The 14612-nt window shown below is 54.7% G+C and carries 13 protein-coding genes; 9 read left to right on the forward strand and 4 right to left on the reverse strand.

Annotated features, from left to right (window positions below; all coding sequences use genetic code 11):
* The first annotated feature begins 703 nt into the window (after positions 1 to 703).
* The 4 genes from B1H58_RS06620 (at position 704) to mqo (ending at position 3953) form a co-directional block, all read left to right on the forward strand.
* Complete coding sequence (locus B1H58_RS06620; protein ID WP_085068833.1) at positions 704 to 946, forward strand: DUF1158 family protein; 243 nt, start codon at positions 704 to 706, stop codon at positions 944 to 946.
* A gap of 198 nt (positions 947 to 1144) precedes the next feature.
* Complete coding sequence (locus tag B1H58_RS06625; protein ID WP_085068834.1) at positions 1145 to 1540, forward strand: YgiW/YdeI family stress tolerance OB fold protein; 396 nt, start codon at positions 1145 to 1147, stop codon at positions 1538 to 1540.
* Positions 1541 to 1585: 45 nt separating this feature from the next.
* On the forward strand, positions 1586 to 1981 hold the full coding sequence (locus B1H58_RS06630; protein ID WP_085068836.1) for a YgiW/YdeI family stress tolerance OB fold protein: 396 nt from the start codon (positions 1586 to 1588) through the stop codon (positions 1979 to 1981).
* Positions 1982 to 2333: 352 nt separating this feature from the next.
* Positions 2334 to 3953, forward strand: a complete 1620-nt coding sequence (mqo, locus tag B1H58_RS06635) for a malate dehydrogenase (quinone) (RefSeq protein WP_085068838.1) — start codon at positions 2334 to 2336, stop codon at positions 3951 to 3953.
* Between the two features lie 95 nt (positions 3954 to 4048).
* Here mqo and B1H58_RS06640 read toward each other — a convergent pair whose 3' ends face one another.
* Positions 4049 to 5350 carry an SLC13 family permease gene (locus B1H58_RS06640; RefSeq protein WP_208615340.1) on the reverse strand — a complete coding sequence of 434 codons (1302 nt, stop codon included), beginning with the start codon at positions 5348 to 5350 and terminating at the stop codon, positions 4049 to 4051.
* A 147-nt stretch (positions 5351 to 5497) separates the two neighbouring features.
* On the opposite strand from B1H58_RS06640, the gene B1H58_RS06645 reads away from it, so the two are divergent.
* Positions 5498 to 7888, forward strand: a complete 2391-nt coding sequence (locus B1H58_RS06645) for a phosphoketolase family protein (protein WP_085068840.1) — start codon at positions 5498 to 5500, stop codon at positions 7886 to 7888.
* 38 nt (positions 7889 to 7926) lie between these two features.
* Here the strand turns inward: B1H58_RS06645 and B1H58_RS06650 are convergent, their stop codons facing one another.
* Positions 7927 to 8508 carry a LysE family translocator gene (locus B1H58_RS06650; RefSeq protein WP_085068842.1) on the reverse strand — a complete coding sequence of 194 codons (582 nt, stop codon included), beginning with the start codon at positions 8506 to 8508 and terminating at the stop codon, positions 7927 to 7929.
* A 134-nt stretch (positions 8509 to 8642) separates the two neighbouring features.
* On the opposite strand from B1H58_RS06650, the gene B1H58_RS06655 reads away from it, so the two are divergent.
* On the forward strand, positions 8643 to 10112 hold the full coding sequence (locus B1H58_RS06655) for an aminotransferase-like domain-containing protein (protein ID WP_237172457.1): 1470 nt from the start codon (positions 8643 to 8645) through the stop codon (positions 10110 to 10112).
* A 9-nt stretch (positions 10113 to 10121) separates the two neighbouring features.
* On the opposite strand, the gene B1H58_RS06660 is transcribed toward B1H58_RS06655, so the two are convergent.
* Positions 10122 to 10745 carry a glutathione S-transferase family protein gene (locus tag B1H58_RS06660; RefSeq protein WP_085068846.1) on the reverse strand — a complete coding sequence of 208 codons (624 nt, stop codon included), beginning with the start codon at positions 10743 to 10745 and terminating at the stop codon, positions 10122 to 10124.
* A 110-nt stretch (positions 10746 to 10855) separates the two neighbouring features.
* Between B1H58_RS06660 and B1H58_RS06665 the strand changes: the two genes are divergently transcribed.
* Positions 10856 to 11707, forward strand: a complete 852-nt coding sequence (locus B1H58_RS06665; protein ID WP_085072244.1) for a PhzF family phenazine biosynthesis protein — start codon at positions 10856 to 10858, stop codon at positions 11705 to 11707.
* 62 nt (positions 11708 to 11769) lie between these two features.
* Here the strand turns inward: B1H58_RS06665 and B1H58_RS06670 are convergent, their stop codons facing one another.
* Positions 11770 to 12528, reverse strand: coding sequence for an SDR family NAD(P)-dependent oxidoreductase (locus tag B1H58_RS06670; RefSeq protein ID WP_085068848.1), 759 nt, complete (start codon positions 12526 to 12528; stop codon positions 11770 to 11772).
* Between the two features lie 115 nt (positions 12529 to 12643).
* Here B1H58_RS06670 and B1H58_RS06675 point away from each other — a divergent pair, with 115 nt between their 5' ends.
* On the forward strand, positions 12644 to 13543 hold the full coding sequence (locus B1H58_RS06675; protein WP_085068850.1) for a LysR family transcriptional regulator: 900 nt from the start codon (positions 12644 to 12646) through the stop codon (positions 13541 to 13543).
* Between the two features lie 54 nt (positions 13544 to 13597).
* A complete protein-coding gene (gene yhjD / locus B1H58_RS06680) occupies positions 13598 to 14602 on the forward strand; it encodes an inner membrane protein YhjD (protein WP_085068851.1) in 1005 nt (334 codons plus the stop codon).
* Positions 14603 to 14612: the final 10 nt, after the last annotated feature.

Below are 14612 nucleotides of genomic sequence, written 5' to 3' on the forward strand. Positions count from 1 at the left end.
TCTCTTCATCAGCTGCTCTCAGGTTAGGGATACCCGCTAAGTTTAGGCGTTAAATAACGCTTCGCCTTCTTTGCCGGGACGCTTAATCAGAACGGTTGATAAAAATGTGCGGCGGTTATCAACAAAGAGCGTTTAAGAAACAGGCTGTAGGCCCTTGTCAGAGCATAACTTTTAGCAATGAAAAGACCATCGATAAGGCTATTGGATAAGAGTGAAACAAAGCTGGAGACAAGAAGAATGAAGCAGGAGAATACATAAAGCGGGTTTGATAACCATCGGTCGTTCCCTGGCCGCGGTTATCGAGGGTGTTAGTGCGACGCTGCCATTAGTTCAGCGCGCCGGGCGGCACATGCTTAAAGGTTTCAACATAAGCGCGAAACACATACCGAAAGAACTTTTTCATAACCCATGACCTGCTTAACTTTTGTTGAAAAAAACAACGAAAATTATAACGGCAGCGGTTTTTTTCAGCAACTTTTTTTGAAGCTGATCACAAAATTGCGGGCGATTATGCAAAGCCTGACTTAAACAAAAGCTAAACAAATCATGATTGCAGACCTTTTTTCAATGTGGGTTATCACACAAGCTATTGATTTAATGATGAAGATATCCATCCTGCGCTATGACGACCACGCCAAACATTGAACCGGCATGCTGAATCCCGGACAATGAACATCTCTTTTTCTTTTTTGTCCTGAATTCCATGAAATCCACTTTTGAAAACTGGCTGGCACCAATGAGCATTCTGCTGCTGGGCTTTCTCTCCGCGCTGCTATTGCCTGCGCCCTCTCCGGGTCCACAGTTTACTGCCCGTATGATGTCGCTGTTTCATTTCAGCGATCTCAATCAGTTTTATACCTTTGTGCTCTGCCTGTGGTTTTTGCTGCTGGGCACGATAGAGTTTTTTGTGCTGCGCTTTCTCTGGCGTCGCTTTGGTAAGATTTAATTTTTATCGCTCACATTTTGCTATGTACTGCCAGGCACGCTGCAACCCTGCCGCCCGCTCCGGACAATTTTCCTAAAGTTGTGCAATATCAATGCGGCCGTATCCTGATTTCCCCCGATTTCATCAGACTGTGCCAGGCTTATATCCTGCAAAGGCGTATTTCGCCTGGCCCGAACGGATGGTTATTAAGGAGAATGTATGGCTAAAAAATTGACTATCGCCGCCCTGATTGCCCTTTTCACGCTGCCGGCTTTTGCCGAAGATAGCGGCGGCTACAAAAGCGGTGAAAAGCCGCCGGAGAATCAGGACAGCGGTTATAAAGGAACGGAAGACACGACTTCAGCGCCGATTGAGCTGGTAAAAACAATGCGTGACGGCGCCTGGGTAACGGTTGAGGGTTATATCGTTAAGCAGAAAGACGCTAACCGCTATCAGCTGCGCGGTCACGGCGATCAGACTATCGATCTGGTTATCCCGGAAAAAGTCTGGGCAGGGAAAACCTATGATGCCAAAGACCAGGTGCGTCTGAACGGTCGCGCACGTCAGGATGGCGAACGTCGCTGGATTGATGTGCAGCAGCTGGGCGATCCCTGATAGCGCAGCGGTAATTAATGTGGTTAATGACCGCAGGAGTTAGCAATGAATAAAATCCTGACGCTGTGTCTGGCTACACTGTTTGCCGCCCCAACGCTGGCCGCCGATGGCGGCTTTAATCCGGACGGCAAAGCACCGCCGCCGGAAGATCAAAAAGATGGCTACCGCGCAGTAACAGATAACCAGCAACTGAATACGGCTCATCAGCTGGCACAGCTTTCTACCGGAACCTGGGTAACGTTGCAGGGCAACATTATCCGGCAAACCGGTAAAAAAACCTGGGAGCTGCGCGATCGCACTGGCACCGTCCAGTTACAGATTGACGACGGCGTCTGGCAGGGGCAGGAAGTGAAACCGGATGATTTGATTTCGGTTAACGGTACTTTACTGCGCCACGGCAAAAACCTGCTGATTGACGTAAAAAAATTACATCTGCTTTAACATTCCGCTCTCCTGTTCCCTTGCCGTTAAAGCAAGGGAACGCTTACCCTCATCCCTTTTCCTCTGTCGTTAGCTAAACAATTTTTGTACTGTTACGCTAAGAAGTGTGAAGCTAATCGCTTCAGCATGGTTAAAATTCAAACAACTTTTAAAGTTTAAACAAATTATTCAATTTTATTACGAGAATGTTATATTTCTCAGCACACCTATAACGTGTGGTTAACCCATGCCGTTTGTGCGGTTATGTCACTCGCTTTTTTAGTTATGGAAAGAGAGCAACCCGCCTGACAGAAGCTGGACGCTCTCGCCTGCAATTACCTGTTGAGCAATCAACAGACGGAGATGTCGCCACATGCGTAAAAAAGCATTGCTTCTGGCGCTGTGTATGAATGCTTTCGGCCTAAGTAAGCATGCAGTAGCAGAAGATAAAAAGGACGTCGATGTACTGCTCATCGGCGGGGGAATTATGAGTGCCACCCTGGGAACCTATCTTCAGGAGCTGGAACCAGACTGGACTATCGAAATGGTAGAGCGTCTGGATAACATCGCAGAAGAGAGTTCGAACGGCTGGAACAACGCCGGTACAGGCCACTCCGCGCTGGCGGAAATGAACTATACGCCAGAAAAAGAGGATGGCTCTGTCGACATCAGCAAAGCCATTGAAATTAACGAATCCTTCCAGATTTCTCGTCAGTTCTGGGCCTCTCAGGTACAGAAAGGCGTTCTGCACGATCCGCGCAGCTTTATCAATTCCACCCCACATATGAGCCTGGTCTGGGGCGAAGAAAACGTTAATCTACTGCGTAAACGTTATGAAGCGCTGCAAAAGAGCACGCTGTTTCGCGGCATGGAATACTCTGAAGACCACGAACAAATCGCTAAATGGGCGCCGCTGATGATGCAAGGCCGCGATCCGCAGCAGAAAGTGGCCGCAACGCGCATTGATATCGGTACTGACGTCAACTTCGGTGAAATCACGCGCCAGCTGGTGGCATCACTGGAGAAAAGTCCAAACTTCAGCCTGCAAACCCGTCACGAAGTGCGCGATATTGAGCGTAACGACGATGGTAGCTGGAACGTTACCGTTGCCGATCTCACAAACAACGGCGCAGAACGCGTGATTAGGGCGAAATATGTCTTTATTGGCGCTGGCGGCGCGGCTCTGCCGCTGCTGCAGAAGAGCGGCATTCCGGAAGCAAAAAACTACGCTGGCTTCCCGGTAGGTGGCTCCTTCCTGGTAACGGAAAATCAGGAAGTCGTGAAGCAGCATCTGGCGAAAGTGTATGGTAAGGCCTCGGTTGGCGCGCCGCCGATGTCCGTGCCGCATCTGGATACCCGCATGCTGGATGGAAAACAGGTTCTGCTGTTTGGCCCCTTCGCCACTTTCTCAACCAAATATCTGAAACACGGTTCCCTGTGGGATATGTTCGGCTCCATCACCCCCAGCAACCTGATGCCGATGGTACATGTCGGTCTGGATAACTTTGACCTGGTGAAATATCTGGTCGGCCAGCTGATGCTGAACGATGACGATCGCTACGCGGCGCTGAAAACCTGGTTCCCGCAGGCGAAAAAAGAAGACTGGCATCTGATTCAGGCAGGTCAGCGCGTACAGATCATTAAAAAAGATGCAGAAAAAGGCGGCGTATTGCGCCTGGGCACTGAAGTGGTGACCTCTCAGGACGGCACCATTTCTGCTCTGCTGGGCGCATCGCCAGGCGCTTCTACGGCAGCGCCAATTATGCTGAATCTGATGCAGAAAGTGTTTAAAGATAAAATCGCTACGCCAGAATGGCAGGCGAAGCTGAAAGAGATGATCCCCTCTTACGGCCAGAAACTGAATGGCAATATCAGTGCCACTGAGCATGAGCTGGCGGAAACCAGCCGCATCCTGCAACTTGATTATTCGCCGATGACGCCAGTCGCCGCTAATGACGAAACGTCTCACGTTGTTGCAGCAGCAGGCAAGTAGGCCTTAACGTTTCAGATCGGTGCACTATTCAGGGGCGGCAGCAATGCTGCCCCTTTTTTAATCATATCAGCCATACAGCCAGAACTTTATTGTCGTTATAAATAGCCCAGCAGTCGGAACCAGCCGTAATAGAGCGGCAACAATAAAACGATGCTGACCAACGCCACCAGCAGGCAGAGCCTGAGACCGTCTCGTGCTGACACATTGCCTAATCCCATCGCCAGTACAATCGGCGAGGCCTGATAGGGCAGCAGCGGCGTGGCGTAGGCCAGCACCTGAAGCATAATGACACTGCCTAATGGAAAACCGGAAGCGGTGGCGAAACTCTGCGCCATCGGCGTAAACATCGCCGGGACGCCGTTGGCGGTTACCACAAAATTCAGGGCGCTGGTTAAAGCGCTCAGCGAAACGAAATTAACAAAGGGCGTGGCGGGATCAAGCGGCGTAATGCTCAGCAGCGCCTGCGCAATAATGTTGCCGAGGCCGGAATCAACCACCACCGCCGTCACGCCTAAAATGGCCGCGACATACAAACAGGTTCGGAAATTAACGCCGCTGGCGAACGCTTCGCTGGAAATAAAGCCTACGCGCGGCAATAAGCAGAAGCAGGCGGCGCACAGACCGATCCAGGCGGGTGAAATGCCGTGCTGGCTGTCGGTCATCCACAATATCAACGTCAACAGCAGCAGGATAATCAGACGCCATTCCTCGCCACTGAGGGCAGGCAGGCGCGCATTATGTGTCACCGCCTCAGGCCGTGCCGGAAACAGCCAGCAGATGCACAGTGTTAATATCACCCCTTTCAGTATCCCCACTACCGGTGCCTGTAAAAACAGCCACGGCATATAGCCCAGATGGAGATGATACGTGGTTTCCGCCGCCCCGCTCATGACCAGATTTGGCACGTTGGCGGGCAGAATGCTGGCGGAGAGCTGGAAGGTGCCAAACCCCACCGCCAGCGCCAGGCCAACCCAGCCGCGGCTGCCCTCTTTTATTCCTGCCTGCTTCGCCAGCGCCCCGATCACCGGCATCAGTAACGCAATGCGGCCCATATTGGAGGGCATCACAAACGCCAGCAGATAACTGATAACGATCGTTCCGCCTACCATGCGCGGCCAGCTGACGCTTAAGCGCGGTACCAGCGCATGCGCCAGCCGATCGGCCAGCCCTACTTTGCGGATCGCCACGCCCAGAATAAAACCGCTCAGCACCAGCCAAAAGGCAGATGAGGCGAAGCCGCCAAACACGCTGGCTGCTGGCGCAATATGCAACATCATTGCGGCGGCGAAAAACAGCAGTGCGGTAATGAATTCCGGCAGGCGCGCGCTGGCCCACAGCAGAATCGTAACGGTAACCACCAGTGCGGTTAGCCACAGGTGAGAATTGGAGATAAGCACAGCGCAGCTCCTTGCCAGCACGCTAAAAAGCCTGTTTTTTGGCTGATTAAGATTTCTTCTAGTAGGGTTAAAGAGTATTGATTTTCATTTCGCCCGGGTAAAGCGCTTCCTGGCAAAAATTGTGATTGTCGTCACCGGAGGAAAAGCATGACGAATGCACCTGATATCCAACAAGAACTCCAGTTGCTCGATCGCTACTGGCGCGCCGCTAACTATCTGTCAGTGGGCCAAATCTATTTAATGAACAATCCCCTGCTGCGCGAGCCGCTACAGCCTGAACATATTAAACCGCGTCTGCTGGGTCACTGGGGCACCACGCCCGGCCTTAATTTTATCTATGCGCACCTTAATCGCGTTATCCGCCATCGCGATCTGAATATGATCTATATCTGCGGGCCGGGCCACGGCGGGCCGGGCATGGTGGCAAATACCTGGCTGGAAGGCAGCTACAGCGAGATCTATCCGGAGATCAGCGAAGACGCTATCGGCATGCAGCGACTGTTTAAGCAGTTCTCCTTTCCCGGCGGTATTCCCAGCCACGCCGCGCCGGAAACCCCAGGATCGATTAACGAAGGCGGCGAGCTGGGCTATTCCCTGTCACACGCCTTTGGCGCGGTGTTCGATTATCCCGATCTGATTGCCGCCTGCGTGATTGGCGACGGCGAAGCGGAAACCGGCCCGCTCTCTTCCAGCTGGCACGGCATTAAATTCCTCAACGCCGCCCGCGACGGCGCCGTGCTGCCGATTCTGCATCTCAACGGCTATAAAATCGCCAATCCGACGCTGCTTGGGCGCAGCAGCGATGAAGACCTGCATCAGCTGTTCAGCGGCTACGGTTATGAACCGCTGTTTGTCTGCGGAGACGAGCCAGAGAAAATGCACCGGCAGATGGCGGAAACGCTGGATAACGCCTGCGATAAGATCCGCGAGTATCAGCGGCGCGCCCGCAGCGGCGACGCGCCGGAAGCGATCCCGCGCTGGCCAATGATTATTCTGCGTAGCCCGAAAGGCTGGACCGGCCCGAAAACGGTAGATGGCAAAAAGGTTGAGGATTTCTGGCGCGCGCATCAGGTGCCGGTCTCTTCCTGCCGTGAGAATGACGAGCATCGTCAAATTCTGGAGCAGTGGATGCGCAGCTATCAGCCGGACGATCTGTTCGATGAACAGGGCAGGCTGAAGCCGGAGCTGCGTGCGCTGGCCCCGCAGGGGGAAAAACGCATGGGCGCATCGCCTTACGCCAACGGCGGACGGCTACGCCGCGAGCTGGATACGCCTGATATCCGTGAGTTTGCCGTGGAGGTCACCACGCCTGGCGAAAAGCAGGTGCAGTCCACCGAAATCCTGGGGCAATATCTGCGTGCGATTTTCCAGCGTAATAAAGATAATTTCCGTCTGTTTGGCCCTGACGAAACCGCATCCAACCGTCTGAGCGACGTGTTCGACGTTACTAACCGCACCTGGATGGAGGAGGTCAGGTCTTACGATGAACAGCTGGCGCACGATGGCCGGGTCATGGAGATCCTGAGCGAGCATCAGTGTCAGGGCTGGCTGGAGGGCTATCTGCTGACCGGACGTCACGGCCTGTTTAACTGCTATGAAGCCTTTATTCACATCATCGATTCAATGTTTAACCAGCATGCGAAGTGGCTGAAAGTCACGCGCAAGCTGCCGTGGCGCGAGCCGGTCTCCTCGTTGAATTATCTGCTCTCTTCACACGTCTGGCGGCAGGACCATAACGGCTACAGTCACCAGGATCCTGGCTTTATGGACCATGTCGCCAACAAAAAAGCTGATATTGTGCGCATCTATCTGCCGCCAGACGCTAACACGCTGCTCTGGGTAGGCGATCACTGTCTGAAAACCTGGGACCGCATTAACGTTATCGTGGCGGGCAAGCAGCCGGAGCCGCAGTGGCTGACCATGGATCAGGCTATCAAACATTGTGAAGCGGGTCTGGGAATTTGGTCGTGGGCAGGCACTGAACAGCCAGGAGACGAGCCGGATGTGGTGATGGCCTGTGCAGGCGATGTACCCACCATGGAAACCCTGGCGGCGGTGGATCTGCTTAAAACCTGGTTGCCGGAGCTGAAAGTCCGTGTAGTCAACGTAGTAGACCTGATGGCGCTGCAAACCCAGGATCAGCATCCGCACGGCATGGAAGATGCCCAGTTTGACCAGATATTTACCCGCGATAAACCGGTAATCTTCGCATTTCATGGCTATCCCAGCCTGGTTCACCGGCTCACCTATCAGCGCAACAACCACCATAACTTCCATGTGCGCGGCTTTATGGAAGAAGGCACCACCACTACGCCGTTCGATATGACGGTGATGAATGAACTGGATCGCTATCACCTGGCGCAGGAGGCCATCCAGCGTATTCCATCGCTGGCAGGTAAAGCGGATCACATTCTTGACGCGCTGGCAGAGAAAATTGCCGAACATCATCGCTACGTGCGCGAACATGGCGAAGACTTGCCGGAAGTGCGCAACTGGAAATGGCCATCGCAGCAGGGCAGCAGCGACGTGCCGGAATAATCTTTGGGCGGCTTCCTGCGTGGGGCCGCTTTTTTCACTTACCGCCATACCTCATACAGCATCCATAGCGCCGTCAGCGCCAGCGAACCGGCCATTACGCTATTAAACAGACGTCGTTTCCACTCCACCGTCAGCAGCACGCGCAGCCGTTCCCCCAGAAACGCCCAGAGTAAAATGCAGGGCAGATTCAGCAGCGCATATCCTGTCAGCACGGTAACAATGCCGTTATCGGCGATATAGAGCAGCGCCACATTGCTGACCATCAGCCAGGCCTTGGGGTTAATCGCCTGAAACAGCGCGCCGCCGAGCGTGGTCATGGGTCGTGCTTTGGCCTGTAGCGTTGGTGCCGCCGAACGCCAGATTTTCCACGATAACCACAGCATCCAGGCGCAGCCCAGCAGCGTTAACGGTTTGCGGATCTCCTCCATCCAGCTCAGCAGCAGATCCAGCGCCAGTGCCAACAGCAGTAACTGCACCATGCAGCCCAGCAAAAAACCGCCGATCATCGGCAGCGTACGACGCAAACCGAAGTTAACGCCAGAGGTCGCCAGTAACAGATTGTTCGGCCCGGGGGTTATCGACATTACAGTGACGTAGCTGAAAAAAGAGGGATCGATCATGGCAGGCTCCAGGCTGATAACAGAAGCTTTATGTTATGCAGCGCCGGAGAATGGTAACAGAGACAGCAAAAGACTATTGTAATGGGTACAAAGCATGTTTAATAAAATTGTACCCCACTGTTCAGGGAGCAACTGTGTCCATCGATCTCAGCGAAAACCGGCGTTATCAGCAGCTGGCGGATAATTTTGCCAGCGCCATTCATGACGGCACCTGGCTGCCAGGCAGCCGTTTGCCAGCTATTCGCCGGGTGGCAATGGCGCAGCAGGTCAGCATCAATACCGTTCTGAGCGCCTGGCGGCTGCTGGAAGATCGCGGGCTGATTGAGTCGCGCCCGCAGTCCGGTTATTACGTGCGCAGCATGCTGCCCGCGCCGGAAAAAAGTCCGGGCTATCTGACCACCATCAGCACGCCGGGACAGGCCAAGCTGGATCTGATTGATACGGTGTTTGCGGCGCAGAATCACCCCGACTATATCAATATCTCCCTGGCCTGCCCGCGTGATGGCGACTTCTACCCCACGGCTAAACTGGCGCGTATTACCGCCTCGCTGCTACGCCGTCATCCGCAGATTATCGGACGCTATGCGTTGCCGCCAGGTAGCGAAACCTTACGTAAAGAGATCGCGCGGCGCGCCAGCTATATGGGTATGAAACTCACAGCCGAAAGCATTACGCTGACGCATGGCTGCATGGAAGCGCTACAGCTGGCGCTGCGCGCCACGACGCGTCCGGGCGACTGCGTGGGCCTGGAGACGCCAACCTATTTTTTCCTGTTTCCGCTGCTCTCCAGTCTTGGTTTGAAGACGCTGGAGATCCCTACCGATCCGCAAACCGGCCTGTCGCTGGATGCGCTGGAGATGGTGTTACAGGAAGGACGTATTCAGGCACTGATCGCCATGCCCGGCCTGCAAAACCCGTTGGGCTGTAGCATGACGCCGGAAAATAAAAAGCGGCTGGCGGCGTTGATGAATCAATGGCAGGTGCCGCTGATTGAGGATGGTTTATATGATGAACTGCAGTTCCGCGAACCACAGCTGCCGACGGTAAAGGCGTTCGATCGTGACGGCTGGGTGATCTACTGCACCAGCTTTACCAAAACGGTGGCCCCGGACTTTCGTATCGGCTGGATGGCGGCAGGCCGCTACAGCAAAGAGATTGCCCGGCTGAAAGCCTTCTCTTCTATGGCGGAATCGACGTTGCTGTGCGAGACGCTGGCGCAGTTTCTGGCCACCGGCGGCTACGATCGTCACCTGCGATCGCTGCGCCGTCGCTATGCTGCCAATCTGGATGAAGCGCGGGCGTTAATTGCGCAGCATTTTCCGGTTGGCACCCGCGCCACGCTGCCGCAGGGCGGCTTTGTTTTCTGGATAACGCTGCCGGACAGCATTGATACCGAGACGCTGTTCCATCGATTGTTGCAGGAAAAAATCTGCCTGACGCCAGGCGCGCTTTACACCCTGAGCGATCGTGCTAATCATGCAGTACGTCTTTCCTGCTGTTATCCCTTTGACGATCGTTATCGTTACGCCATCAGCCGAGCGGGCGCGGTGGCCTGTGAAATGAGCGGGTTGCCCGCTGGCGCGGTTGAACCCCGGCTGGCTTAACCCCCGCCTTTACGGGATGCCGTTGCGCCCCCATTTTACGTAACCTTCCCGGCCGGTAAGCCGTTCATAATAGGCGCGAACAGCGGGATAATTTGCATGCTCAAGCGGCGTTTCATACCAGCGGTTAACCGACAGCCCAACAGGAATATCCGCCAGGCTAAAGCGATCGCCTGCAATATAGCGTCCGGTTTTTTCCAGCTGCTGATTTAAAATCCCCATGGTGTAAGTCCAGCCTTTACAGGCGGCGGCCAGCAGCCGTTCGTTCTGATGGGCGGGCGACTGACGCACCAGCGCCATAAAGGCGTAGCGCCAGGCCGTATTCAGTTCGGTGGCTTGCCAGTCTATCCAGCGATCAACCTGCGCACGCGCACGCGGGGCAGTGGGATAGAGCCATTCGCCCTGGTAAGCGTTTGCCAGGTAGCGAATGATGGTATTTGATTCCCACAGCACAAAGTCTTCATCTTTGATCACCGGTATCATCGCATTAGGATTCAGCGCCAGGAAGCGCGCCTCATGAGTGGATTTAAACCCCTGGCCCCAATCTTCCCGCTGATAAGGCAGGGAAAGCTCGTCGCATAACCAGAGCACTTTACGCACGTTGATAGAGGAGGCGCGTCCTAATATTGTCAGCATCAATTCAGCCCTGAATTTTTATATGGTTACTCTATTCATAGTGGTTGCCGTTGACGTTAGCAACGTAAACAGGGTAGTAATCAGTTTTCTGGATCAACGTTGGGATGGTTATGGCACTCACTCTTCCGTTTAAGCAGGTCGATGTTTTCAGTAATACAGCTTTCTGTGGTAATCCACTGGCGGTGATCCTTGATGCCAGCGCGCTGAGCGATGCGCAAATGCAGGCTATCGCCCGCTGGACTAACCTGTCTGAAACCACCTTTGTTCTGCCGCCTCAGCATCCTGACGCTGATTATCGGGTGCGCATTTTTACTATTGAGGGCGAGCTGCCGTTTGCCGGTCATCCCACGCTGGGTACGGCGCACGCGCTGCTGGAAGCAGGCCATTCGGTTAAAACGCCGGGCCGTATGGTGCAGGAATGCGGCGTGGGGCTGGTGCCCATTTCTGTGGCCGCCAACGGCAATCTGGCCTTTGCCGCGCCGGAAGCGGTGCTGACCGGCTGGGAGCATCCCGGCATCGCTGCCGCCCTGAACAGCGAAGCGTTTGATATGCAGCAGGCGGTGACCATTGTTGATATGGGCATCCGCTGGTTGCTGGTGCCAATGGCCTCGGCGCAGGCGGTGCTGGATATTGTTCCCGACGTACCGCGTCTGGCGCAGCTGTTGCAGGATGCCGGGGTCTCTGGTGTGATGCCGTTTGGCCCGGCCAGTGACGGCAAAGTGCAATATGAGGTGCGCGGATTGCTGGTGGAACAGGGTGCGTTAACGGAAGATCCCGTGACCGGCAGTGCCAATGCCTGCCTGGCGCGTTATCTGGCGGCACAGGGCCGCCCGCATGATTATCTGGCGCGTCAGGGCACCGTTATTCAGCGTAACGGCCTGGTTTCCGTTCAGTACCGCGATGATGGCATCTGGATCGGCGGCAAAGCCGTTACTCTTATTGACGGCACCCTGACGGTGTAAATCTTATGCGGCCAGTGCGGAAGCCCTCCGCCTGGCCTGCCATCAACATCGCCTGATCGGGCTTACAGAAACATGCCGCCGGATGCCTCGATGCGCTGGGCAGTGATCCAACCGGTATCTTCACTAAGCAGTGCAGCCACGGCACGACCAATATCATCCGGCTGTCCGGCGCGTCCCATGGCGGTTTGCGCAGCGATCCAGGCGTTAACCTCAGGATTATCGCGCACCGAACCGCCGCCAAAATCGGTTTCAATCGCACCGGGCGCCAGAATATTTACCGCAATACCACGCGGCCCCAGTTCACGCGCCTGATAGCGCGTCAGCACTTCCATTGCGCCTTTCATTGATGCGTATGCCGCGTAGCCGGGCGGGCTAAAACGCGCCAGTCCGCTGGAAACGTTGAGAATGCGACCGCCGTCATTAATCAGCGGCAGAAGACGCTGAGTCAGAAAAAAGGGGCCTTTGAAATGGGTGAGCATCAGCGTATCGAATTGCTGCTCGCTGGTTTCAGCAAAAGAGTTGTACATGCCAACGCCTGCATTATTGAACAGATAATCAAAGCGCTCACGTTGCCATTGCGTGCGCAGCGTCTGCTGCAGGCGTTCGATAAAATCTGCGAAGCCTGCCACCTCAGCCACATCCAGCTGCAGTGCCGCAGCGCGCTGGCCCAGAGCATGAATCGCTTCTACTACTCTTTCCGCTTCCTGCTGCTGCTGACGCCAGGTAATTATCACATCGACGCCCTTTTCCGCCAGTTTCAGCGCCGCATTACGCCCTAAACCCCGGCTGCCACCGGTTATTAATACAATTTTATTGCTCATGATGCGTCTCCTGCCTTTTTATCGCTTAAAAATCCAGCATATTGAAAACAGTTTTCGCGATAAACTATGCTTACAGCGTTTCACTGTTTCATTTCTGGTAACAAACGGTGCATAAATGGATAAAATTCACGCAATGAAAGTGTTTGTCACGGTGGCGGAGATGGAGAGCTTTACCCGCGCTGCAGAAAGCCTTGGACTACCGAAAGGTAGCCTGTCGCGTCAGGTGCAGGCGCTGGAAGATGGATTAGGCACGCGTCTGCTGCATCGCACTACCCGACGCGTACAGCTTACTCAGGATGGGCTGGCCTATTACGAACGCTGCCGTGATGTGCTGGCAACGCTGGAAGAGATGGATACGCTGTTTCAGAACGAACCGGCTACGCTAAGCGGTCGCCTGCGGGTGGACATGCCGGTGGCGCTGGCGACCGATATCGTTATTCCCCAGCTGCCACAGTTCCTGCAGCACTACCCTGGCCTGGAACTGGAACTAAGCAGCAGCGATCGACAGGTGGATGTGATCCGGGAAGGCTTTGACTGCGTGGTGCGCGTAGGCCAGCTTCAGGATTCCGGCCTGATGAGCCGTACGCTGGGCCTGCTGCAAATGGCAAACTGCGCCAGCCCCAGCTATCTGATGCGTTTTGGTATGCCGCTGCGGCTGGAAGAGCTTTCACAGCACGCGATGGTGCATTACAGCCAGCAATTTGGCGGCGCGCCCGCAGGCTTTGAATATTATGACGGACAGCGCAGCCATTTTATCCAGACCGGCGGCGCGCTGACGGTTAACTCGACGCAGGCTTATCGTCACGCCTGCCTTGCCGGGCTGGGTATTATTCAGGCACCGCGTCACGGTATTCAGCCGCTGCTGGAAAATCAGCAACTGGTGGAAGTGCTGCCCGGTTTCCACGCCCGCGCTATGCCGCTGTCGCTGCTTTGGCCGCACCGCCGCAATCTGGCCCAGCGGGTCAGAGTCTTTATGGAATGGCTGACGCAGCTGTTGAAAGGCTACGTTGCGTAACAGCGCGGCTATAATGACAAGCTAAAGCCCTAAACAAAAGGATGATTCCGGTTGATGACGGACAAAAACGCCCAGCCTCCTGTTGAGCAGGCAGAAGATAAGCCCCTGATTAATATCAAGACTGGCAACGCTACGGTTGATCGCTCGATTAGCCGGGTTTCACATTTCGTAAGATGGTTTCAGGCAATCCCGGCGGTAGCGCATTTTATTCGCGCCGGAGAACGTTTTACCGATCGCCTGGGCAGCCAGTTTGGCGCTGCAATTACCTATTTCTCGTTTTTATCGCTGATCCCGATTCTGATGGTCTCTTTTGCGGCGGTGGGTTTTGTGCTGGCGTCGCATCCAACGTTGCTGAACGAGCTGATTGAACGCATCGCCAACAGCATCAGCGATCCAACGTTAGCCAGCACCTTAAAAAATACGGTTAATACCGCCGTTCAGCAGCGTACCACGGTCGGTATCACCGGCCTGCTGGTCGCACTCTATTCAGGTCTTAACTGGATGGGTAACCTGCGCGAAGCGATTCGCGCCCAGTCGCGTGACGTTTTTGAACGGGGCAAGGAGGATAAAGAAAAAATCTACTTTAAATATACCCGCGACTTTATTTCCCTGACCGGGCTGGTGCTGGCGCTGATTATTACGCTGTCGCTGACTTCTATCGCTGGTTCAGCGCAGGATGCGATTGTGCGGGCGCTGGGACTGGAAGATATCGAATGGCTGCGTCCGGCGATGACGCTGATTGCGCTCTCGATTTCTATTTGCGCCAACTACCTGCTTTTCTTGTGGATTTTCTGGATCCTGCCGCGCCATCGCCCCCATAAAAAAGCGCTGCTGCGCGGCACGCTGCTGGCGGCAATCGGCTTTGAGGTCATTAAATTTATTATGACCATGACCCTGCCGAAGTTGGCCGCTTCGCCCTCCGGTGCGGCCTTTGGTTCAGTGCTGGGGCTGATGGCGTTTTTCTACTTCTTTGCTCGCCTGACGCTGTTTTGCGCTGCCTGGATTGCCACCGCCAACTATAAAAATGACCCGCAGTTGGAGCTACGTCGAAAAAAATAGCCCATGCGCG

Origin of the sequence: Pantoea alhagi (assembly GCF_002101395.1) — a bacterium.
GTDB classification, from domain to species: domain Bacteria; phylum Pseudomonadota; class Gammaproteobacteria; order Enterobacterales; family Enterobacteriaceae; genus Mixta; species Mixta alhagi.